This is a genomic window from Mycobacterium sp. RTGN5, from assembly GCF_033804465.1.
GTDB lineage: Bacteria > Actinomycetota > Actinomycetes > Mycobacteriales > Mycobacteriaceae > Mycobacterium.
Map to the genome: position 1 here is coordinate 317881 of NZ_JAPZLA010000002.1, position 21983 is coordinate 339863.

Annotated in this window: 22 protein-coding genes; 20 read left to right on the plus strand and 2 right to left on the minus strand. The window is 68.3% G+C overall.

Annotated features, from left to right (window positions below):
- The first annotated feature begins 17 nt into the window (after nucleotides 1–17).
- Genes SLQ31_RS14120 through SLQ31_RS14140 form a run of 5 tightly spaced genes read left to right on the plus strand, consistent with a single transcriptional unit; the run spans nucleotide 18 to nucleotide 4084 of the window.
- Nucleotides 18–971 carry a DUF4129 domain-containing protein gene (locus tag SLQ31_RS14120; protein ID WP_319433578.1) on the plus strand — a complete coding sequence of 318 codons (954 nt, stop codon included), beginning with the start codon at nucleotides 18–20 and terminating at the stop codon, nucleotides 969–971.
- Nucleotides 968–1444, plus strand: coding sequence for a hypothetical protein (locus SLQ31_RS14125; RefSeq protein WP_319433580.1), 477 nt, complete (start codon nucleotides 968–970; stop codon nucleotides 1442–1444). The genes SLQ31_RS14120 and SLQ31_RS14125 overlap by 4 nt, the downstream gene beginning before the upstream one ends.
- A complete protein-coding gene (locus tag SLQ31_RS14130) occupies nucleotides 1441–2409 on the plus strand; it encodes a MoxR family ATPase (protein WP_319433582.1) in 969 nt (322 codons plus the stop codon). Before SLQ31_RS14125 ends, SLQ31_RS14130 begins: the two co-directional genes overlap by 4 nt.
- Nucleotides 2409–3668, plus strand: a complete 1260-nt coding sequence (locus SLQ31_RS14135; RefSeq protein ID WP_319433584.1) for a DUF58 domain-containing protein — start codon at nucleotides 2409–2411, stop codon at nucleotides 3666–3668. Before SLQ31_RS14130 ends, SLQ31_RS14135 begins: the two co-directional genes overlap by 1 nt.
- Nucleotides 3665–4084, plus strand: coding sequence for a hypothetical protein (locus SLQ31_RS14140; protein WP_319433586.1), 420 nt, complete (start codon nucleotides 3665–3667; stop codon nucleotides 4082–4084). The genes SLQ31_RS14135 and SLQ31_RS14140 overlap by 4 nt, the downstream gene beginning before the upstream one ends.
- On the opposite strand, the gene SLQ31_RS14145 is transcribed toward SLQ31_RS14140, so the two are convergent.
- Entirely contained in the window at nucleotides 4081–5013 is a 933-nt protein-coding gene (locus SLQ31_RS14145; RefSeq protein ID WP_319433587.1) for a TauD/TfdA family dioxygenase, read from the minus strand. The two genes, SLQ31_RS14140 and SLQ31_RS14145, sit on opposite strands and share 4 nt — an antisense overlap.
- Nucleotides 5014–5109: 96 nt before the next feature.
- On the opposite strand from SLQ31_RS14145, the gene cobN reads away from it, so the two are divergent.
- The 7 genes from cobN to SLQ31_RS14180 all read left to right on the plus strand — a co-directional run bounded on the left by cobN (nucleotide 5110) and on the right by SLQ31_RS14180 (nucleotide 14221).
- Entirely contained in the window at nucleotides 5110–8682 is a 3573-nt protein-coding gene (gene cobN, locus SLQ31_RS14150) for a cobaltochelatase subunit CobN (RefSeq protein WP_319433589.1), read from the plus strand.
- Between the two features lie 10 nt (nucleotides 8683–8692).
- On the plus strand, nucleotides 8693–9073 hold the full coding sequence (locus SLQ31_RS14155; RefSeq protein ID WP_319433591.1) for a PPOX class F420-dependent oxidoreductase: 381 nt from the start codon (nucleotides 8693–8695) through the stop codon (nucleotides 9071–9073).
- Between the two features lie 56 nt (nucleotides 9074–9129).
- Nucleotides 9130–9513, plus strand: a complete 384-nt coding sequence (locus tag SLQ31_RS14160) for a PPOX class F420-dependent oxidoreductase (RefSeq protein ID WP_319434648.1) — start codon at nucleotides 9130–9132, stop codon at nucleotides 9511–9513.
- An 80-nt stretch (nucleotides 9514–9593) separates the two neighbouring features.
- On the plus strand, nucleotides 9594–10085 hold the full coding sequence (locus SLQ31_RS14165) for an FxsA family protein (RefSeq protein ID WP_413642092.1): 492 nt from the start codon (nucleotides 9594–9596) through the stop codon (nucleotides 10083–10085).
- Nucleotides 10086–10129: 44 nt separating this feature from the next.
- Nucleotides 10130–11722: an amidohydrolase gene (locus SLQ31_RS14170; protein WP_319433595.1), complete on the plus strand. Its 1593-nt coding sequence runs from the start codon at nucleotides 10130–10132 to the stop codon at nucleotides 11720–11722.
- The gene (gene lnt, locus SLQ31_RS14175) at nucleotides 11715–13451 is read left to right on the plus strand and encodes an apolipoprotein N-acyltransferase (protein WP_319433597.1); all 1737 of its coding nucleotides are present in this window, start codon (nucleotides 11715–11717) and stop codon (nucleotides 13449–13451) included. Before SLQ31_RS14170 ends, lnt begins: the two co-directional genes overlap by 8 nt.
- Complete coding sequence (locus SLQ31_RS14180) at nucleotides 13448–14221, plus strand: polyprenol monophosphomannose synthase (RefSeq protein ID WP_319433599.1); 774 nt, start codon at nucleotides 13448–13450, stop codon at nucleotides 14219–14221. The genes lnt and SLQ31_RS14180 overlap by 4 nt, the downstream gene beginning before the upstream one ends.
- 1 nt (nucleotide 14222) lies before the next feature.
- Here SLQ31_RS14180 and SLQ31_RS14185 read toward each other — a convergent pair whose 3' ends face one another.
- Nucleotides 14223–14561 (minus strand): RNA polymerase-binding protein RbpA, encoded by a 339-nt coding sequence (locus tag SLQ31_RS14185; RefSeq protein WP_319433601.1) that lies wholly within the window; start codon nucleotides 14559–14561, stop codon nucleotides 14223–14225.
- Between the two features lie 142 nt (nucleotides 14562–14703).
- Between SLQ31_RS14185 and SLQ31_RS14190 the strand changes: the two genes are divergently transcribed.
- The 8 genes from SLQ31_RS14190 (at nucleotide 14704) to SLQ31_RS14225 (ending at nucleotide 21972) form a co-directional block, all read left to right on the plus strand.
- Nucleotides 14704–15033, plus strand: coding sequence for a hypothetical protein (locus SLQ31_RS14190; RefSeq protein ID WP_319433603.1), 330 nt, complete (start codon nucleotides 14704–14706; stop codon nucleotides 15031–15033).
- Between the two features lie 21 nt (nucleotides 15034–15054).
- Complete coding sequence (locus SLQ31_RS14195) at nucleotides 15055–16074, plus strand: zinc-dependent alcohol dehydrogenase (RefSeq protein ID WP_319433605.1); 1020 nt, start codon at nucleotides 15055–15057, stop codon at nucleotides 16072–16074.
- Between the two features lie 34 nt (nucleotides 16075–16108).
- Complete coding sequence (locus SLQ31_RS14200) at nucleotides 16109–17329, plus strand: alpha/beta fold hydrolase (RefSeq protein ID WP_319433608.1); 1221 nt, start codon at nucleotides 16109–16111, stop codon at nucleotides 17327–17329.
- A gap of 75 nt (nucleotides 17330–17404) precedes the next feature.
- Entirely contained in the window at nucleotides 17405–18100 is a 696-nt protein-coding gene (locus tag SLQ31_RS14205) for a hypothetical protein (RefSeq protein WP_319433610.1), read from the plus strand.
- Between the two features lie 180 nt (nucleotides 18101–18280).
- Nucleotides 18281–19090 carry an ABC transporter permease gene (locus tag SLQ31_RS14210; protein ID WP_413642097.1) on the plus strand — a complete coding sequence of 270 codons (810 nt, stop codon included), beginning with the start codon at nucleotides 18281–18283 and terminating at the stop codon, nucleotides 19088–19090.
- On the plus strand, nucleotides 19087–19824 hold the full coding sequence (locus tag SLQ31_RS14215) for an ABC transporter ATP-binding protein (RefSeq protein ID WP_319433612.1): 738 nt from the start codon (nucleotides 19087–19089) through the stop codon (nucleotides 19822–19824). The genes SLQ31_RS14210 and SLQ31_RS14215 overlap by 4 nt, the downstream gene beginning before the upstream one ends.
- 11 nt (nucleotides 19825–19835) lie before the next feature.
- Nucleotides 19836–20864 carry an ABC transporter substrate-binding protein gene (locus SLQ31_RS14220; protein ID WP_319433614.1) on the plus strand — a complete coding sequence of 343 codons (1029 nt, stop codon included), beginning with the start codon at nucleotides 19836–19838 and terminating at the stop codon, nucleotides 20862–20864.
- Nucleotides 20865–20874: 10 nt separating this feature from the next.
- A complete protein-coding gene (locus SLQ31_RS14225; RefSeq protein WP_319433616.1) occupies nucleotides 20875–21972 on the plus strand; it encodes an LLM class flavin-dependent oxidoreductase in 1098 nt (365 codons plus the stop codon).
- Nucleotides 21973–21983 lie beyond the last annotated feature (11 nt).

A 21983-nucleotide genomic window follows, 5' to 3' on the forward strand; every position in this document is an offset into this window, starting at 1 on the left:
GGGCGTATGTTCGGGCAATGTCTGGGACCAGGCAGGCGAAGGTGCGGGTGGCCGCACTGGTCACCTCGGTCCTGCTGCTCGGGGTGGCTTTGCGTGGGCGTCTGCCTGGGACGCAACCGGCCCACCGCGAACCACCGACTGACAACACGGCGGGCCTGCTGGGGATGCTGGCCCTGGTGGTCGCCTGCCTTCTGGTGATCATCGTGTCGATCGTGGCGTCGCTGCGCGACCCGCGGCGAGCCAAACAGTCTGCGCGCTACGAGGTCCCGGGCGGTGGGATCGGTGGGGTGCGACGAAGTTGGCGCTTCGTGCTGGTCATCGTCGCCGTGATCCTGGCCTGGCTGCTGGTCGTCGCGCTGCTTGCGCAGCTGCGTCTGCCGCAACTTCAGGGCGACCCGCCGGCGGCGCCGCCAAACGCACCGCCCGGCCCCATGCCGCCGGGTCGGGGGAGCGCCCCGCGTCCACCGGCTCCCGAGCCGGGCGGCCCTGACCCCGTCTACTGGTACCTGATGTTCGCCATGGGCGCCTTGCTGGTGGTGGTCGTCGTGGGCATGGTCGTGCTCCGGGTTCGCGGCCGCCGTGGTGCGGCACCGGCCCCCCTCGTCGCGGGTGACCCAGACCGGGAACCGGTGCCGCCGGGGCCGGGATCGCTTGCGCTGGCCGCCGAGCGAGGTCTGGCCGAGGTCGGTGACCTCAGCCGTGAACCGCGGGAGGCCATCATCGCCTGTTACGCGGCGATGGAACACGCGCTGGCCAGCGCTCCTGGTGCGGCGCCGCAGGAGTCGGACACCCCCTCGGAGGTATTGGCCCGCGCCGTCGAGCATGAAGCGATCCAGGCCGGCAGCGCAACCGAACTCGTCACCCTGTTCGCCGAGGCCCGATTCAGCACCCACGTGATGAACGAGGGGCATCGCGAAGCCGCCGAGCGCGCTCTTCGCCTCGTTCTCGACGAGCTGAGGAGCCCGGTGTGATCAGGCTCGTGGCGGGTGGGCTGTTCCTGGTCGCGGGGGCCGAGGTCCTGGCGCTGGTCCTGGCCGCCGGCAGGTGGGTGCTGCCGTTCGCGGGTTTGGCAGTGGCGGTGTTCCTGCTCGCGGCCCGATTGAGTTTTGAAGGGGCACAACAACGTCCGCTGGCCGAGGGTGGAGCAGACGATCCCGCAGAAGCGTTGCGGCGCTGGCGGTCTCGCACTGAGGCGACGATTCAGTGGGCGGATTCCACCCGGGGCGACTGGGACCGGCACCTGCGGCCCCGGCTGGCGCGCGAGTTCGTGCTGGCCACCCGTCAGCGGGATCCGGTGGCATTACAGGCAACCGGGCGCATCGTGTTCGGCGAGGACCTGTGGGGCTGGGTGGACCCCAACAATGTCGCGCGCGGCGGTGGCCGCGAACCCGGACCGGGGTACGCGACGCTCGAGGAGATCCTGCGACGGATGGAAGACCTATGACGATGCCGGCGCCGGCGATGACGGCCTACTGCGAAGCGGTGCTCGACGAAATCGAGCGTGCGGTGGTCGGCAAGCGCGCCGCGCTCACGCTGATCCTGACCACCGTGCTGGCCGGCGGGCACGTCCTGATCGAGGATCTGCCCGGGATGGGCAAGACACTGATCGCGCGGTCGTTCGCCGCGGCGTTGGGGCTGAACTTCACCCGGGTGCAGTTCACCCCCGACCTGCTGCCCGCCGACCTGCTCGGCTCCACTATCTACGACATGCAGTCCGGCCGTTTCGAGTTCCGGCCCGGCCCGATCTTCACCAATCTGGTGATGGCCGACGAAATCAACCGAACCCCGCCCAAGACGCAGGCCGCACTGCTGGAGGCCATGGCCGAGCGACAGGTCAGCATCGACGGTGAAACCCACCCGCTGCCTTCCCCGTTCATCGTGCTGGCCACCGACAACCCGATCGAGTACGAGGGCACCTACCCGCTGCCGGAAGCTCAGCTCGACCGCTTCGCTGTCAAGGTCGCCCTGAAGTACCTCACCGAAGCGGAGGAGGCGTCGATGTTGCGCCGCCGCATCGAGCGAGGTTCGGCAGAGGCGACGATCAACCAGGTCGTGGACGCCAAAGACCTTCTGGCCATGCGGGAATCGGTGGAACGGGTATCGGTGCACGACGACGTCCTGCACTACGTCGTCTCCGTGGCGACGGCAACTCGCAGCCACCCGCAGGTGGCCGTCGGCGCCAGCCCGCGGGCCGAACTCGACCTGGTCCAGCTGGCCCGCGCTCGCGCGCTGGTGTCCGGCCGGGACTACGTGATCCCCGAGGACGTCAAGGCGCTGGCCGTGCCGGCGATCGCCCATCGGATCAGCCTGCGCCCGGAGATGTGGGTGCGCAGCGTGCACGGCTCCGACGTGGTCGAACAACTGCTGCGGCGGCTGCCGGTACCGCGGGCGCGCGGTCAGGGGCAGTGATGGATTCGGAAATAGATCAAGGCCGCCATACCGAGGCCGTATTGCATTGGAGCGCATCGCCGTTGACCAGGGCGATCGCCACGTGTGCCGGTGTCGCGCTGGCGGTGGCGGTGATCGGGGCACGCTGGCAGCTGGTCGCGTTCGTGGCACCGATGCTCGGTGTGCTGGCCTCGATCGGTTGGCAGCGCAAGCCGTCGACGGCATCGGTGCTGGGCCGCCCGGCGATGACGCGGTGTTTCGAGAACGAGCGGGTGCAGCTGAGCGCGGAGCTGGCCGGGGAGTCGACCGGGGCGGCGGCGACGCTGAAAGTTTGTGCGGTGCCGGGTTTGCAGACGGAGGTGATCGGGGGCGACGACGCCGGCATGACGGTGTCCGCCGAAGCATCGCGCTGGGGGCGTTACCCGCTGAGCACTCGGGTCGACGTTGTCGCGGCCGGCGGGCTTCTCACCGGCGCCGCGATCATCGAGGCCACCGATCTGTTCGTCTTCCCGGTCGCGCCACCGCAGTCGACCGGGATTCCGCGCACCGAACTGCCGGACCGGCTCGGCACCCACCTGACCCGTCATATCGGCCCCGGGGTCGAATTCGCCGACATTCGCCCCTATCTGCCCGGCGATCAGCTCCGCGCGGTGAATTGGGCGGTCAGCGCGCGCCGCGGCAGCCTCCACGTCACCGAACGGCTGACCGACCGCGCCGCCGACGTGGTGGTGCTGGTCGACATGAGTGCCCAACCGGCCGGCCCGGCGACGGCGGTCACCGAGCGGGCGCTGCGCGGCGCCACGCAGGTGGTGCAGACCGCACTGCGCAACGGTGACCGGGCCGGCATCGTCGGGCTCGGTGGTCGTCGACCCCGCTGGCTGGGTGCCGACATCGGCCGTCGCCAGTTCTACCGGATACTCGACGCTGCCCTCGGCGTGGGCCGCGAATACCAGGACACCGCAGGAACATTGGCGCCGCGGGCCGCCGTGCCACCCGGTGCGGTCGTTGTCGGTTTCTCGACGATGCTCGACACCGAGTTCGCACTGGCGCTGATCGACCTGTGCAAGCGGGGACACACCGTCGTGGCAGTCGACGTGCTGGAGGGCTGGCCGTTCCCCGACAGCGACGACCCGATCCTGGAACGGATGTGGGCGCTGCAGCGCTCGGCGATGTACCGCGACATGAAGGTGATCGGCGTCGACGTGGTGTCCTGGCCCGCGGCAGTCACCCTCGATCAGGCGATAAGCCTGGTGCCCGACCGAGCCCGGCGCTCCTCGTGACATCCCGGCGGCTGTTGGCAGCGGGTTTCGGGGTGGTGATGGCCGGTGCGGCCGCCGTGGGCGCCGACGCGCGGGGGCTGATCGCGGTGGCCGTGGCTCTGATCGCGGTGCTGGCCGGGCTCTACCTGCGGGTCGCCGCCACCGCGGCCGTGCTCGCGGTGATCTGCGCGGTCGCGCTCACTGATCCGCAACCGATGGGGGCCGCGGTCTCGGGAGTATGCGCGGCGGCGTACCTGGTGCTGACGCACGCTGCGGTGACGCGACCGACGGCCGTGGGGATCGTCGGCTTCGCGGCTGTCGGGATCGTGGCGACCACGTTGCCGTCGGGGCTGTCGTGGCTACCGCTGCTCGCTCCGGTGGCCGTCGTCGCCGTCATGGGCGTTGCGCTGAGCCCGTTTCTGCGTGCCGAGGACTAGCCGACCGGAACCGGCTGAGCGGCAACCACATCGGCGGCCACCACGTCGGAGTAGTGCGAGGCGTCGCCGGCGATGACCCGGCTGCGCCCGCCGTGAACGTCAACCGGGAGGTCGCCGGCCAGCGTCACCCGGCGCAGGAATCGCGGCTGGTCGTCGTAATCGGCCACCCCGTAGTGCTGGGTGGCACGGTTGTCCCACACCGCGATGTCGCCGAGTTGCCAGTTCCATCGGACAGTGTTCTCCAACCGGGTGATCCGGTTCTGCAGCAGCGCGAACAAGCTCGCCGACTCGCTGCTGCCGAGCCCGACGAACCGTTTGACGAAATGGCCCAGCACCAGCACCCGCCGGCCCGTCTCCGGATGAATCCGCACCACCGGATGCTCGGTCTCGTAATACGCGGACTCGAATTCGTTGCGGTATTCCCGGGTTTCGTCGGACACCGTGTCGCCGTGACCGTCCACGTAGTCGTAGAGGTTGGTGTGGGTGGCCCAGAGGTTCTCGGCGAGCGCCCGCAGCGGCGGGGGCAGCTGGTCGTAGGCGGCCTCGGTGTTTGCCCACACCGTGCTGCCGCCATATGCGGGCAGGGTCACCGCGCGCAGCAGCGATGCCTTGGGCAGCCGGTCGACGAACGTGACGTCGGAGTGCCAGGAGTTGGCCTTGTCGTAGCGCGAATCGATGGGCAGCACGGTGTCGCCGCGTGACGTGACGGTGGGGTGGGCGATCGTCGGCACCCCGAGCAGGCCGGCGAACGCCACCTGGCCGTCGTCGTCGAGGTGATGCTGATCGCGGAAGAAGATGACCTTGTGTTCCAGTAGCGCCGCGCGGATTTCGTCGACGGTGCTGGGGTGCAGATCGCCGCCGAGGCGCACCCCGGAGACCACCGCGCCGATGTTGGCGCCGAGCTTGGAAACGTCGAGGGAGTTGGACATAACGTCGATGGTCTCGGCGCACCGCCGCGCCGTACACCATTGCGCTAGCCACGATCCGAATAGGGCGCGACGCTGGCCATACGGTACGAATGGTGGGTGTCTCCCACCGTGTTGCTGCTGTCGACGTCGGATACCGACCTGATCACCGCCCGCGCCAGCGGCGCGGACTACCGGTGGGCCAACCCCTCGCGGCTGATCGACGGTGAGCTGACAGAGCTGCTCGACGCGGCCGACCTGGTGGTCGTGCGGATTCTGGGCGGCTATCGGGCCTGGCAGGACGGTATCGACGCGGTGGTGGCCAGCGGGCGGCCGACCATCGTCGTGACCGGCGAGCAGGCCCCCGACGCCGACCTCATGGAACGCTCCACGGTGCCCGCCGGCATCGCCGTGCAGACCCACATCTACCTGGCGCAGGGCGGGGTGGAGAACCTGCGCCAGCTGCATGCGTTCGTGTCCGACACCGTGCTGATGACCGGACTCGGCTTCAACCCGCCGTCGGCCACCCCGACCTGGGGGGTACTGGAACGGGCGAGTGACGCCGCCGAGGGGCCGACGGTCGCGGTGCTGTACTACCGGGCCCAGCAGCTGGCCGGCAACACCGGCTACATCGAGGCGCTGTCCGCCGCGATCGAAGAGGCCGGTGGCCGCGCACTCCCGGTGTACTGCACCTCACTGCGGACACCCGAACCCGAACTACTGGAACTGCTCGGCACCGCCGACGCCATGGTGGTCACCGTGCTGGCCGCAGGCGGCGCCCGCCCCGCGACCGTGGGGGCCGGCCACGACGACGACCATTGGAATGTCAAACACCTTGCCGCCCTGGATGTTCCGATCCTTCAGGGATTGTGCCTCACCAGCTCGCGGGCCAACTGGTCGGATAACAACGACGGTATGAGTCCACTGGACGTCGCGACCCAGGTTGCGGTGCCCGAATTCGACGGGCGCATCATCACGGTCCCGTTCTCGTTCAAGGAGATCGACTCCGACGGCCTGATCTCCTATGTACCCGACCCCGAGCGGTGCGCCCGGGTGGCCGGCTTGGCGGTCAAGCACGCCACCCTCCGCCGCGTCGCGCCGGCCGATAAGAGGCTGGCACTGGTGTTTTCGGCCTACCCGACCAAGCATTCGCGGATCGGCAACGCGGTCGGGCTCGACACCCCGGCCAGTGCCGTGGCACTGCTGCATGCGTTGCGCGATGCCGGCTACCGCATCGGCGATATCCCCGGCGTCGACGCCTCCGACGGCGACGCCCTGATGCATGCGCTGATCGAACGCGGTGGCCAGGACCCCGACTGGCTCACCGAGGGCCAGCTGGCAGGCAACCCGATCCGCATCCCGGCCGCGCACTACCGGGAGTGGTTCGCGACGCTGCCCGCCGAGCTGACCGACGCGGTGGTCACCCATTGGGGTCCGGCACCGGGTGAGTTGTTCGTCGACCGCACCCACGACCCGGACGGCGAGATCGTCGTCGCCGCAATCCAATCCGAGAACGTCGTGATCCTGGTCCAGCCGCCGCGCGGGTTCGGTGAGAACCCGGTGGCCATCTACCACGATCCCGATCTGCCCCCGAGTCACCATTACCTGGCGACCTATATGTGGGTGCGACACGGCTTCGGCGCACATGCCGCAGTGCACCTGGGCAAGCACGGCAACCTGGAATGGTTGCCCGGAAAGACGGTCGGCATGTCGGCGGCCTGCGCCACCGACGCCGCACTCGGTGATCTGCCGCTGATCTACCCGTTCCTGGTCAACGACCCGGGGGAGGGCACCCAGGCCAAGCGCCGCGCGCATGCCACCCTGGTCGACCATCTCATCCCGCCGATGGCACGGGCCGAAAGTTACGGCGATATCGCCCGCCTCGAACAGCTTCTCGACGAGCACGCCAACATCGCCGCGCTCGACCCGGGCAAGCTGCCGGCGATTCGTCAGCAGATCTGGACGCTGATGCGTGCGGCCAAGATGGACCACGATCTCGGCCTGGCCGAACGGCCCGAGGACGACTCCTTCGACGACATGCTGCTGCATGTCGACGGCTGGCTCTGTGAGATCAAGGACGTCCAGATCCGCGACGGCCTGCACATCCTCGGTGTCGCTCCGGCCGGTGAGGCGCAGCTCGACCTGGTGCTGGCGATCCTGCGGGCGCGTCAGCTCTTCGCAGGCGAACAGCACCTGCCCGGCCTGCGCCAGGCTCTCGGGCTCGCCGAGGACGGCACCGACGACAGGGTCACCGTCGACGCGGCCGAACAACAGGCCCGCGCCCTGCTGGCCGGGCTTCAGGCCACCGGCTGGGACGCCGGGCGCGTCGCCGAACTGACCGACGACGAGGGCGTCGCGGCGATCCTGCGGTTCGCGGCGACCGAGGTGGTGCCGCGGCTGGCCGGTACGGCCGCGGAGATCGATCAGGTGCTGCGCGCGCTCGACGGCCGGTTCATCCCCGCCGGTCCGTCGGGTTCCCCGCTGCGCGGTCTGATCAACGTGCTGCCCACCGGGCGCAACTTCTACTCCGTCGACCCCAAGGCGGTCCCGTCCCGGCTGGCCTGGGAAACCGGTGTGGCGATGGCTGATTCGCTGCTCGCGCGCTACCGCGCCGACCACGGCGACTGGCCGCGATCGGTCGGCCTGTCGGTGTGGGGCACCTCGGCGATGCGCACCTCGGGCGACGATATCGCCGAAGTCCTTGCGCTGCTGGGTGTCCGGCCGGTGTGGGACGACGCGTCCCGTCGCGTCATCGACCTGGAGGCTATCTCGCTGGCCGAGCTGGACCGCCCCCGTATCGACGTGACGGTCCGGATCTCCGGGTTCTTCCGCGACGCCTTCCCGCATGTCGTGACGATGCTCGATGATGCGGTACGCCTGGTGGCCGGGCTCGACGAACCGGCCGAGCAGAACTTCGTGCGCGCCCACGCCCAGGTGGACCTCGCCGAACACGGTGACGAAAGACGCGCCACCACACGCATTTTCGGCTCCAAGCCCGGTACCTACGGGGCCGGCCTGCTGCAGCTGATCGACAGCCGCAACTGGCGTGACGACGCCGACCTGGCTGCGGTCTACACCGCATGGGGCGGGTTTGCCTACGGGCGCGAACTCGACGGCATACCGGCCGCCGAGGACATGTCCATGCAGTACCGCCGAATCGTGGTGGCCGCCAAGAACACCGACTCTCGCGAGCACGATATCGCCGACTCCGACGACTACTTCCAGTACCACGGCGGCATGGTCGCGACCGTGCGGGCGCTCACCGGTCAGGCGCCGGAGGCCTATATCGGCGACAACACCCGTCCCGACGCGGTGCGTACCCGCACCCTGTCCGAGGAGACCACCCGCGTCTTCCGGGCCCGCGTGGTCAATCCGCGGTGGATGGCCGCGATGCGCAGGCACGGCTACAAGGGCGCCTTCGAGATGGCCGCGACGGTGGACTACCTGTTCGGGTATGACGCCACCGCGGGCGTGATGGCCGACTGGATGTACGAGCAGCTGACCGAGAAGTATGTGCTGGACCCGGAGAACCGCAAGTTTATGGACGAGTCCAATCCCTGGGCGCTGCACGGGATATCGGAGCGGCTGCTCGAGGCCGTCGGCCGCGGCATGTGGGAGAACCCCGATCCGGCCATGCTCGACGGTCTGCGGCAGGTGCTTCTGGAGACCGAGGGCGACCTCGAAGCACGATAGGTTGGCTCCTATGGCACTCACATTCGCCGACGTCGTCAAGGCGAAGTACATCTCACTGACCACGTTCACCAAGGACGGCCGACCCAAGCCCACCGCGATCTGGGTGGTGCGCGACGGGGACGCCGCGCTGGTGATCACCGAGAAGAACGCCTGGAAGGTCAAGCGGATTCGTAATACCCCGCGCGTGACGGTGGCGGTCTGCGATATGCGCGGCAATGTCAAGAGCGACGCCGTCGAGGCGGTGGCGAGTGTGCTCGACGAATCCCAGACCGAACGCGTCTATCAGGCGATCGGCAAGCGCTACGGGATCGTCGGCCACGTCTTCAACTTCTTCAGCAAGCTGCGCGGTGGTGCCAAGCGCACGATCGGCCTGGAATTGCGGGCCGCCTGAGGCTGATGCTTCGAAACGTCAACCAACGGGAACAGGCACGCATGGCCAACACGGTGCTGCCCCCGACCTTCCCCGACGTTTCCCAAGCGAAGTATCTGCTGCTCACCACGTTCACCAAGGACGGCACACCCAAGCCCACGGCCATCTGGGGTGTGCCCGACGGTGACCGTCTGCTGGTGATCACCGACCGGGTGTCCTGGAAGGTCAAGCGGATCCGCAACACCCCGCGGGTCACCATCGCCGAGTCCCATGCGCTGGGAAAGCCGAAGGGCGACGCCGTCGAGGCGACCGCCCGGGTGCTGCCGGATTCGGAGACCCGCGACGTCTACAACATGGTGCTGCGCCGCTACTGGCAACACGCGGCATGGTTCTATCTGCACAGCCTGGTCCGCGGCGGCATCGACAAGGTGCACGTCGCGCTCGAGATCACTACGCCATAGAAACTCACAGGGCCATAGAAACCCACAGGCTGTTATCAGGCTCATCGGAACCGGTGGCCGCGCCGGCTCGTTGCTCTTGCATGGTGATGCGGACGTTTTTCCTCTACGCCGTGGTCGAGCTCGCGGTTCTGGCCGCGTTGACCTGGTCTCTTGGGCTCGGGTGGACGCTGCTGATCCTGCTGGCCACCTCGGTGGTCGGCGTTGCGTTGGCCGGTTCCCAGGTCAAGCGGCAGCTCCTGCGCCTGCAGCGCACCCGCACCGACCCGCAGGGCGCCGTGGCGGACAGCATGCTCCTCGCGTTGGGCACCGTCCTGGTATTCATCCCCGGCCTGGTCAGCACCGCGCTCGGTGCGTTGATGCTGCTGCCGCCGACCCGCAGTGTGGTGCGCCCACTGGCCGGGATGTTGCTGACTCGCGGCATCGCCCGCCGGGTCGCCGTCGTCAACCTGACCGTGCCGGGCTATCCCGGCCGCGGGGACTACATCGACGGTGAGGTCGTCGAGGACCAGGTCTCCGCACCCATTCACGACGCCAACATCGTCCCGCGCCCGACGGCCTATCGCGAGTTCTGACCGGAGTGTTCTGGCCCCGCCAGACCGGGGCAGACTGATCCACCGTGACCACACTGCTGCTGAACGGGCGCATCCATAGCCCGTCGCATCCCGACGCCACCGCGATGGCGGTGCGCGACGGCGTCGTCGCCTGGCTGGGCAGTGACAGCGTGGGAGGTTCGCAGTTCGGTGATGCGCAGGTCGTCGACCTGCAGGGCGCGTTCGTGTCACCCGCTTTCGTCGACAGCCACATCCATCTGACCTCTACCGGCCTGCTCATGACCGGTCTCGACCTGACCTCGGCGACCTCCAAACAGCACTGCCTGACCCTGGTCGCCGAGCACATGGCGGCCCACCCCGGCCAGCCGATCTGGGCGCACGGCTGGGACGACACCGGCTGGGCGCGTGACGACGCCCCGAGCACCGCGGAGCTCGACGCCGTCGCCGGCGCGGCGCCCGCCTACCTGGCCCGCGTCGACGTCCATTCGGCAGTGGCCTCGACCGCGCTGCGTGACCTGGTCCCCGGGTTGCCTGCGGTCGCCGGATACGACCCGCACCGGCCGCTGACGGCCGACGCCCACCACCTGGTCCGCAGCGAAGCCAGGCGGCTGCTCACCGCGCAGCAGCGCACCGACGCCCGGCGGGCCGCACTCGATGCGGTGGCCGCCGCGGGCATCGTCGCCGTGCACGAGTGCGCCGGACCCGACATCGGCGGGACCGACGACTGGCAGGAGCTGCGCGCCACCGAGCACGGCGTCGACGTCATCGGCTACTGGGGCGAAGCGGTCTCCAGCGCTGCCCAGGCCAGGGCGCTCATCGAGGCGACCGGCGCACGGGGATTGGCAGGCGACCTGTTCGTCGACGGCGCGCTGGGCTCACACACTGCGTGGCTGTGCGAGCCGTACACCGACGCGCCGGACAGCACCGGAAACTGCTACCTGGACCCCGACGGCATCACCGACCACCTGACCGCCTGTACCGAGGCCGGGGTGACGGCCGGATTCCACGTGATCGGCGACGCCGCGGTGCGTGCGGTGGCCGACGCCGTGGCCGGTCTCGTCGAGCGGTTCGGTGCGCCCGCCGTCGCCCGCTGCGGGCATCGGCTCGAACATCTGGAGATGGTGACCGCCGAGCAGGCAGCCACGCTCGGCCAGTGCGGGATCACCGCCAGCATGCAGCCTAATTTCGACGCGCTGTGGGGCGGCGGCGACGGCATGTACGCCCGCCGTCTCGGTTCCGGCCGAGCCGCCCTGCTCAACCCGTTCTCGCTGTTAGCATCGGCAGGCGTGCCTATGGCGTTCGGTTCAGATGCCCCGGTGACCAGCATCAATCCCTGGGCAACCGTGCGTGCGGCGAGCCACCATCAGACCCCCGGAAGTGCGATCTCCGTGCGTGCGGCCTTTGCCGCCGCGACCAGAGGTGCGTGGCGGGCCGGCGGTGAGCGCGACGGGATCAGCGGCACGCTGGTGCCCGGCGCCCCGGCGTCGTACGCGGTGTGGGAGGTCCACAATCTCGATGTGACTGCCCCGGCCGACAGCGTCCAGCGGTGGTCCACCGACCCGCGCTCGCGGGTGCCCGCGCTGCCGCGACTGGATCCGGGCGATCCGCTGCCGCACTGCCGGCAGACCGTCCATCGAGGTGTCGTGCTCCATGGCTAGCCGGCTGCTGAAATGGTTCAGCACCGCATTCCCGCCGCGGATGATGCGGCTGCTGTGCGCGGTGACCGCCGGGCTGCTGCTGTGCATCAGCTTCCCGCCGATCGGCTGGTGGTGGTCGGCGGTGGTGAGCTTCGCGATGTTCAGCTGGGTTCTGGTGCACCCCAAGACGACACCGGCCGGCGGGCTGGGCTACGGGTTCCTGTTCGGCCTCGCGTTCTACATCCCGCTCATTCCCTGGATCAGCGGGCTGGTGGGCCCGGTGCCGTGGCTGGCACTGTCCGCCATGGAGGCGCTCTTCCCGGCGTTGTTCGGCCTACTCGCTGTCGTGGTTCGGCGACTGCCGGGCTGGCCACTGTGGCTGGCCCTGATGTGGGCACTGCAGGAGTGGCTGAAATCGACGGTGCCGTTCGGTGGATTCCCTTGGGGCGTAGTCGGTTTCGGGCAAACCAATGGGCCGTTCCTGTCGCTGGTCCAGCTCGGCGGAGTGCCGCTGTTGTCGTTCGGGATCGTCCTGATCGGCGCGTCGCTGGCCGCGCTCACGTTGGAGATCGTGCGCTGGTTGCAGCGCAGCGACGCCACGGAGACGGCCGAGCACGCATCGCTGCCCGGCGTGCTGCTGCCGGGGCTGTGCATCACCGCGGTCCTGCTGACCACCGCGGTCGCCGCCCCGCAGGTACGCCGCGCCGCCGGCGGTGCAGGCAACGAGCCGACGGTCACGGTGGCCGCGATCCAGGGCAACGTCCCGCGACTGGGCCTGGACTTCAACAGTCAGCGTCGCGCCGTCCTGGACAACCACGTCCGTCAGACCGTGCAGTTGGCCGAGGACGTGCACGCAGGAAAGGCGCCGCAGCCGCAGTTCGTGATCTGGCCGGAGAACTCCTCGGATATCGACCCGTTCACCAACTCAGACGCCGCCCAGCAGATCAGTGTGGCCGCGCAGGCGATCGGCGCGCCGATCCTGGTCGGCACCGTCGTCGCCCGCCCGGACTGGACTCCGGAGAACCCGGCGGCGTCGAACACCGCCGTCGTCTGGGATCCGGTCACCGGGCCGGGGGAGCGCCACGACAAGCAGATCATCCAGCCGTTCGGCGAGTACATGCCCTGGCGCGGCTTCTTCCGGCACCTCTCGTCGTTCGCCGATCGCGCCGGCTACTTCGTGCCGGGGACCGGATCGGGCGTCGTGCACGCCGCCGGGGTGCCGGTCGGGGTGGCGACCTGCTGGGAGGTCATCTTCGACCGGGCGCTGCGCGAGTCCGTCCGCAACGGCGCGCAAGTGCTGGCGGTGCCCACCAATAACGCGACCTTCGACGAGAACATGAGCGAACAGCTGCTGGCGTTCGCCCGCGCCCGAGCCGTCGAGCACGACCGGTACGTGGTGGTGGCCGGCACCACAGGGATCAGTGCCGTGATCGCGCCGGACGGCCATGAGGTGGCCCGGACCCAGTTCTTCACGCCGGCCTATCTCGATGTCGCGGTGCGGCTGAAGACCAGCGAAACCCCGGCCACCCGGTGGGGGCCGCTGGTGCAATGGGTGCTGGTCGCGGCCGCTGTTGCCATTTTGATGGCCGCGATACTGCACAATGGTTGGTTCATGCGTCCGATTCGCCGCAGAAATCGGGAACGGGACGCAAGCAGCATGTCCGGGGGCGGAGACGATGACGACAACCCGCCAGAGCAGGGCGAATCATCCTCCGCACTGGCCGGACAGCACGACGAAGGAGAGTCATGACCGACCGGGGCAAAACGGGCGCTGAGCTTCCCAGCCAGCGCACCCTGGTGATCATCCCCACGTTCAACGAGCTGGAGAACCTGCCGCTGATCGTGGGTCGCGTCCACACGGCTCGCCCTGACGTCCACGTGCTGATCGTCGATGACGGCAGCCCCGACGGCACCGGCGAACTCGCCGACGAGCTGTCGCTGGCCGATCCCGACCGGGTGCATGTGATGCACCGCAACGCCAAGGACGGCTTGGGCGCGGCGTACCTCGCCGGGTTCGCCTGGGGACTGGGCCGGCAGTACAGCGTGCTGGTGGAGATGGACGCCGATGGCAGCCACGCTCCCGAACAGCTCTATCGCCTGCTCGACGCGATCGACAATGGCGCCGACCTGGCCATCGGCTCGCGGTATGTCCAGGGCGGAACGGTCCGCAACTGGCCCTACCGGCGGCTGGTGCTGTCCAAGACCGCCAACACCTATTCGCGGGTCCTGCTCGGCGTCGACATCCACGACATCACCGCGGGTTACCGCGCCTACCGGCGCGAGGTGCTGGAGAAGATCGACCTGTCGGCGGTCGACTCCAAGGGCTACTGCTTCCAGATCGATCTCACGTGGCGCACGATCAACAGCGGATTCACCGTCATCGAGGTGCCCATCACCTTCCGCGAGCGCGAACTCGGGGTCTCAAAAATGAGCGGCTCGAACATTCGCGAAGCGATGGTCAAGGTCGCTCAGTGGGGCGTCGGCGGGCGCATGGACCGCGCCCGCGGCGTCGTCCGCTAGATCAGCTTCCGCGGCGCTTGGACTTGATCAGGTCCATACGCTCCTTGAGCAGCTCCTCGAGCTCCTCAACCGAGCGGCGCTCCAGCAGCATGTCCCAGTGGGTGCGGGGCGGCTTGACCTTCTTGGGCTCGGGCAGGTCGCCGTCGATAAGCGTGCCCTCCAGGCCGTTCTTGCAGGGCCAGGAGCCGGGAATCTCGGCGTCGTCGGCGAACGGAACTTCGAATTCCTCGCCGTTGTCGGTGCGGTACCGCGCGATCTGACGCGGCGCCAGGTCGTGGTTGCGGTCGGTCTCGTAGCTCACGGCTCCGAGCCGGCTGCCTCTCAGGACACGATCAGCCATCGTCAACTCTCCTCAGTGTCTATCCAGGGCCGGGGCCCTCTATGAAGTCCGGATAGTGAACGCAAGACCAATCACTGCGGTTCCCGACTCGACCCCCCATGATACCGGGAGCATTGGGTCAAGCCGTCTACAGTCACAAGGCGTGACGCGTCGTACCCGCTCTCAACCGTGCCGGTGGTGCGGCCGCGAGGTGGCCGACGCCGGGATGGGCCGGCGCAGGCAGTACTGCCGGCAGTCGTGCCGGCAGCGCGCATACGAACAGCGCGCCCTGGTCAAGGGCAGCGACATTCCCGAGGACGCGGTGGTGCTCTCCGCCGATGAGGCCGCCGAGCTGTCCGATCGGGTCTATCAGGTGCGGTGCGCCGCCGAGGACGTCGCCACCGCCGTTGACGAGGGCGCGGCCACCCACGAATTGCGCGAATTGTGCGATGCGCTGGTCCAGGCGGCCAAGGCCGCCGACGGGTGGCGCTGACGTTCTAGCGAGGAGTCACACATGTTGGCATCGATCGTGACCGGCCCCGGCACCGCCGAAGTCGTCGACACACCACGCCCGACGGCCGGCCCGGCCGACGTGCTGGTCAGGATGCGCGCCTGCGGCATCTGCGGATCCGACAGCCTCTACATCGCCATCGGCGGCCTTCCGCCCCGGCAGGGACACACTCCGCTCGGCCACGAGCCGGCCGGCGAGATCGTCGAAGTCGGTGCCGACGTCACGGGCTTGCGGGTCGGCGATCACGTCGTGATCAACCCGATGGCTGCGCCGTCCAACATCATCGGCAACGGCGGTGACAGCGGCGCGCTCGCCGATTACCTGCTCATTGAGAACGCCGTCCGGGGCGTGAGCCTTGAGGTGATTCCGGACCACATCCCCTGGGAGGTGGCCGCGCTCAACGAACCGATGGCGGTCGCGCGGCACGCCGCCAACCGCTGCCGACCCAAGCCGACGGACAAGGTCGTGATCTTCGGCGCCGGACCGATCGGCCTTGGCTCGGTGCTGGCCTTCAAAGCGCTGGGGGTCAGCCATATCATCGTCGCCGACGTCATCCCGGCGCGACTGGACACGGCGCTGCAGATCGGCGCCGACGCCGTCATCAACTCCGCCGACGACGACATGCTCGCCAGGCTCGTCGAACTGCACGGCACCGGCGAAGCCATGTTTCCCGGCAAGGCCGGCACCGACATCTACCTCGACGCGGCGGGCGTACCCGCCGTCATCAACACCGCACTGGCCGCCGCCAAGAAAGGCGCCACCCTCGCCGTCGTTGCCGTGCACAAGGAACCGGTGCCCATTGAATTCATCAACGTCATGAGCAACGAGATCACCATCCTCGGCTCGATCGGATACCCCGACGAAATATTCGCCGTGACAAGCGATCTCGTCGCAAACTGGGAGACCTACCGGCTGATTGTCAGTCACACGGTGCCGTTCGGCAACGTCGACGAGGCGCTGAGACTGGCGTCCACCCCGGGCGCGGCGGACAAGGTGGTCGTCACGTTCGGCGATGACGCCTGACGGCGCACAGGGATTTCGCAGCTAAGATCGGGACGTGCCCCCGGAGTCATCTCCATCGGTGCCCGCCGACTCGGGCGTCTGGCGCTTCGACGACTTCGTGCTGGACACCCCCAATTACGAACTCCGTTCCGGCGATACGGTGATCCGGGTCGAACCGCAGGTCTTCGACGTCATGGCGCAGCTGGTCGCCCACCACGAACGGGTGGTCACCAAAGAGGAACTGTTCGATTCGGTGTGGGGCGGCAAGTTCGTCGGTGAGGCGGCGCTGACCAGCCGGATCAAGGCGGCCCGCCGCGCACTCGGTGACGACGGGGAGTCCCAGCGGTACATCCGGACCGTGCGTGGCCGTGGCTATCGCTTCGTCGGGACGGTGGCGACGACGATTGAACCGGCCGTGCCGGTGGTCGCCGCGGCGCCACCCCAGCACATTTCGTTCTGCCGGGCCAGCGACGGTGTGCGGCTGGCCTACGCCACCGCAGGGCAGGGGCCGCCGCTGGTGCGGGCCGCCAACTGGATGACGCATCTGGCCTACGACATCGAAAGCCCGGTGTGGCGGCACTGGGTCAACGACCTGTCCGCGGAGCACACCTTCATCCGCTACGACGAACGCGGCTGCGGACTTTCGGATTGGGAGGTGGGGGAGTTCAGCTTCGAGGACTGGGTCGCCGACCTCGAGTCCGTGGTGGATGCCGTTGGACTGCAAAGCTTTCCGCTTCTGGGGGTGTCGCAGGGCGGCGCGGTGGCGATCGAGTACGCGGCCCGGCATCCGGAAAAGGTGAGCCACCTGGTGCTCTGCAGCGCGTATGCGCGCGGACGTGGAGTGCGCGCGGCCAGCCCCGAAGAGCAACGCGCCGCGGAACTGGACCTCGATCTGGCCCGGGTCGGCTGGGGTCGCGACGATCCCGCGTTCCGCCAGGTTTTCGCCGCCCAGTTCCTGCCCGACGGAAGCCGCGCGGACTGGGCGGACTTCGACCAGTTGCAGCGGCGCACCACCTCGCCGGAGAACGCTGTGCGGTTCCTGACCCAGTTCGCCGGTATCGACGTGCGGGAAGCGGCGCAACAGGTGCGGTGTCCGACGCTGATCATGCATTCGCGCAATGACCACCGGGTGCCGATGCGGTTCGGTGAAGAGCTCGCGGAGTTGATCGCCGGATCCCGGCTGGTGTCGCTGGCCAGCAACAATCACCTGCTGACCGCTGCCGAGCCGGCCTGGCAGGTGTTCTGCGACGAGGTGCGCCGGTTCCTGGCGTCGTGATGGGCACCGTCGATCTCCACCCAATCTCCATACATTCTCCAAGTACCGGAGCGGTCGTTGATCGATGCTGGTGACATGAGAAAACACGTACGCACCCTGTTGGCCGGCGTTGTTGCGGCGGTCGCCCTGGGCACCGTCACCGCCTGCTCCGGCGGGTCCGGCACCACCGCGAACTCCCCGACACCCTCGTCGAGCGCTGCGGTCGTCAAGGACTTCCCCAAGTCCGCGCACTACATCGCCGACATGCCGATGGCCGACGGTCAGACAATGACCATCGGGGTCGCGGTCGAGGGCGACAAGATCGCCGCCTACGCCTGCGACGGCAGCAAGGACGAGGCGTGGTTCTTCGGCACCCAGAAGGACGGCTCGCTGGACATCACCTCGAAGTACCAGGACACGCTGAAGGCGTCGTTCAACGGAACCGCCGTTGTGGGGCAGCTGAACATCGGCGAGGTCAACTACGCCTTCACCGCGGCCTCGGTGCCGTCGCCGTCGGGGATGTACACCGTCGCGGCCAATGGTGTGCGTGCCTCCTGGGTGGTCCGCCCCGATAACACCATCACCGGTGTGCAGTTCAAGAAGTCGAACGATTCCGATACCGCCGACCTGGTCCAGGCCAATGAGCAGCAGTTCCGCGACCAGGTGCGGCAACGGCGCCTGTCCCGGCTGTTGCAGGCTGCTCCGCCGCTGGAGTTCGGCACGTGGCGCTCGACCGTCAACGGCGTCCCCGTGACGGCGACCCTGGTCAACGGGGACACCCGGTTGGGCTGAGGCCGGCGTCGGCCGATGGGCCCGCCCGGGACCTGGTCCTGGGCGGGCCTTCTTTTGGTCACCGCGACTCAAACCCTTAACTGCTTGGCGTCTCGTTCCTAGGGTCGATGGACGCGACAACAGTGCGGTGTCGCATGCCCATCGCCAGCCACCCACGTGCCACCCAGGGGACTCCACATCGTGACCACGCCCGCCACGCCGGTCCTTCCGGTAGGCACCCGCGCGCCGGTGCAGCGGCGACAGCAGCGGACGTGGGCGATCGTGCGGTGGGCCTCGCCGGTGATCTTGCTGGTGCTGTGGCAGGTGGGCAGCGCAGTGGGGCTGATATCCCAGGATGTCCTGCCCGCGCCCTCGCTTATCGCCGAGGCCGGGCTCGAGCTCATCCGCAACGGTCAGCTTGTCGACGCCCTGCACGTCTCCGGCGTGCGGGTGGTGCAGGGGCTGCTGTTGGGCGGGGTGATCGGGATCGGGCTGGGCACGGCGGTGGGCTTGTCGCGATGGACCGAGGCGACCGTCGACCCACCCATGCAGATGCTGCGAGCGTTGCCGCACTTGGGTCTGATCCCGCTGTTCATCCTGTGGTTCGGTATCGGCGAGCTGCCCAAGGTGTTGTTGGTGGCCCTCGGCGTCAGCTTCCCGTTGTACCTCAACACATTCTCGGCGATCCGGCAGGTCGACCCGAAGCTATTCGAAACCGCTGACGTGCTTGGCTTCTCGTTCCGTCAGCGGTTCACTCACATCATCCTGCCCAGCGCGGCCCCGCAGGTGCTGGTGGGCTTCCGCCAATCACTGGCGATCGCCTGGCTGACGTTGATCGTCGCCGAGCAGATCAACGCCGACAAGGGCATCGGCTACCTGATCAACAACGCTCGTGACTTCCTGCGCATCGACATCATCATCTTCGGCCTGATCGTCTATGCGTTGCTTGGCATCACGACCGACGCCGTTGTCCGCGCACTGGAACGTCGAGCATTGAGGTATCGGGCATGACCGTGACATCCGAGCGCACAACCGGGGTGGCCGGCGAGCTTCGACACATCGACAAGTGGTACGGCGAGCAGCACGTGCTGAAGGACGTCTCGCTGACCGTTGGCGCCGGCGAGATCGTTGCACTGGTGGGGCGCAGCGGATCCGGGAAGTCCACGGTGCTGCGCGTGCTGGCCGGGTTGTCGCGCGAGCACTCGGGCGAGCGGCTGGTCGCCGGTGCGCCCGCGCTGGCCTTTCAGGAGCCGCGGCTGTTCCCCTGGCGCACGGTGCGGACCAACGTCGGATACGGGCTGACCCGGTCACGTTTATCCCGCGCTGAGGTGACGGCCCGGGCCGAGCAGGCACTGGCTGATGTCGGGCTGGCCGAACGTGCCGACTCCTGGCCGCTGACGCTGTCCGGTGGTCAGGCGCAACGGGTTTCGCTCGCGCGGGCTTTGGTGGGCGAGCCGCAGCTGCTGCTGCTGGACGAGCCCTTCGGCGCGTTGGACGCGCTCACCCGGCTCAGCATGCACGCGCTGCTGCTCGAGCTGTGGCGCCACCACCGCTTCGGCGTCCTTCTGGTCACCCACGACGTCAATGAAGCTGTCGCACTGGCCGATCGGGTGCTGGTCTTGGACGCCGGCGAAGTCGTGTACCAGACGGACATCACCGATTCGCGGCGGCCGCCGGGCAGCTCGTCGACCGCGACGGACAACCACCGGACCGAGTTGCTTCAGCAACTCGGAGTTCATCTCTGACAGGAGCAAGGTTGAATCTCAGGGTATTTCGCCGCTTATTGGTCGCGCTGGCCGTAGTAGGCCTGCTGCTGACGGGTTGCGTGTCGCGCCAGCAGAACACCGGTGCGTCACAGGCGCCCTCGACGGTGCCGCTGTCCGACCTGTCCGGTCTGGTCCTGCAGGTCGGTGATCAGAAGGGTGGCACGGAGTCCCTGCTGCGTGCCGCCGGCGCGCTGGACAATCTGCCGTACCAGATCGTGTTCTCCACCTTCACTTCCGGGCCGCCGCAGATCGAGGCGGCGACGGCGGGCAAGATCGATTTCGCCATCACCGGCAATACCCCGCCGATCTTCGGCGCCGCGTCGAACGCGAAGGTGAAAGTGGTCTCCGCCTACAACGGTGGTGGCATTGGTGATCAGATTCTGGTGCCCGCGGATTCGCCGATCACCTCGGTGAGCGACCTGCGCGGCAAGAGCATCCTGGTGGGCAAGGGCAGTTCGGCGCACGGCAACGTGCTTGGGCAACTGGACAAGGCGGGCCTGACCCCTGCCGATGTGAAACTGGTGTTCCTGCAACCCGCCGACGCGTTTTCGGCGTTCCAGGCCGGCCAGGGCGACGCGTGGGCGATCTGGGATCCCTTCACCGCGCAGGCCGAGCAGCAGCTGAAGGTCCGGAGCATCGCCCAGGCCAAGGGGGTGACCAACGGGTACTGGTTCGGGGTGGCCTCGGATGCGGCGCTGGCCGATCCGAAGCGCAACAGCGCATTGGCCGACCTGGTGGTCAGGTTCGCGAAGGCTGGTAAGTGGGCTCAGGATCACCCGCAGGAGTGGGCCGAAAAATACGCTGCCGCAGTGGGATTGGATCCGAAGGCCGCCGAGGTATCGCAGGGCAGGAGCCTGCGGTTGGCGACGGCCCTGAGCGACGAAGTGATAGCGTCGGAACAGAAGATTGCGGATCTGTTCGCCAAGTCGGGTCAGATCCAGTCCGCGCCTGATTTCTCGAAATGGGTGGACCGTCGCTATGCCGGCGTGCTCGAGCCCGTTCTCATCAGCGCCAACTAAGGAGGGCGACTTGCCTGCAAAGTTCTTTTGGTTCCTGCCCACCAACGGTGACAGCCGGTCGATCGTTGGCGCGTCGCACGCGTCGGCGCACCACACGATTCCGGACGGGTACCGCGCACCGACCCGGCGGTATCTGGCGGAGGTGGCCAGGGCCGCTGACCGGCTCGGCTTCGAAGGGGTGCTGACGCCGACCGGAACATGGTGCGAGGACGCCTGGTTGACGGCTGCGTCGCTGTTGGCCGAGACCGAGCGACTGAAGTTCCTGGTGGCGTTTCGGCCCGGCCTCGTGCCGCCGACCCTGGCCGCACAGCAGGCCGCGACGCTGCAGCGGTTCTCCGATGGCCGACTGCTGCTCAATATCGTCAGCGGCGGCGACGACGTCGAGCAGCAACGATTCGGCGACTGGCTCGGTCACGACGAGCGCTATGCGCGTACCGGCGAGTTCCTGGAGATCGTCAAATCGGTGTGGAGCCAGGAGTCGTTCGACTTCGACGGAGAGCATTACAAGGTTCGCGACGGTCGGGTATCCGAGCCGCCGAACCCGTTGCCGGCGTTCTACTTTGGCGGCTCGTCGCCCGCGGCACTGCCCATCGCAGCAGAGTATAGCGATGTCTATCTGACCTGGGGTGAGCCACCGCAGGCGGCGGCGGCCAAGATCAACGAGGTACGCAAGCTGGCCGAGGCGCGTGGTCGCAACCTGCGCTTCGGCATCCGGCTGCACACGATCACCCGCGACACGTCGGAGGCTGCGTGGGCGGTGGCCCAGGAGCTGGTGAACGAGCTGTCCCCGGAGCAGATCGAACAGGCCACCAAGTTGCATGCCAGTTCGGAGTCCGAGGGGCAGCGCCGGATGACCGCGCTGCACGGCGGGCGCATCGACAAGCTGGAGATCTATCCGAACCTGTGGGCCGGCGTCGGCCTGGTCCGCGGGGGAGCCGGTACCGCGTTGGTCGGCAGCCACGAAGAGGTCGCCAACTTGATCTATGAGTACCACTCGGTCGGGTTCGACGAGTTCATCCTGTCCGGCTATCCGCACCTGGAAGAGGCCTACTGGTTCGCCGAGGGCGTCTTCCCGATCTTGCGCGCCAAGGGAGTACTCGCCGCCTGAGTCACTCTGTG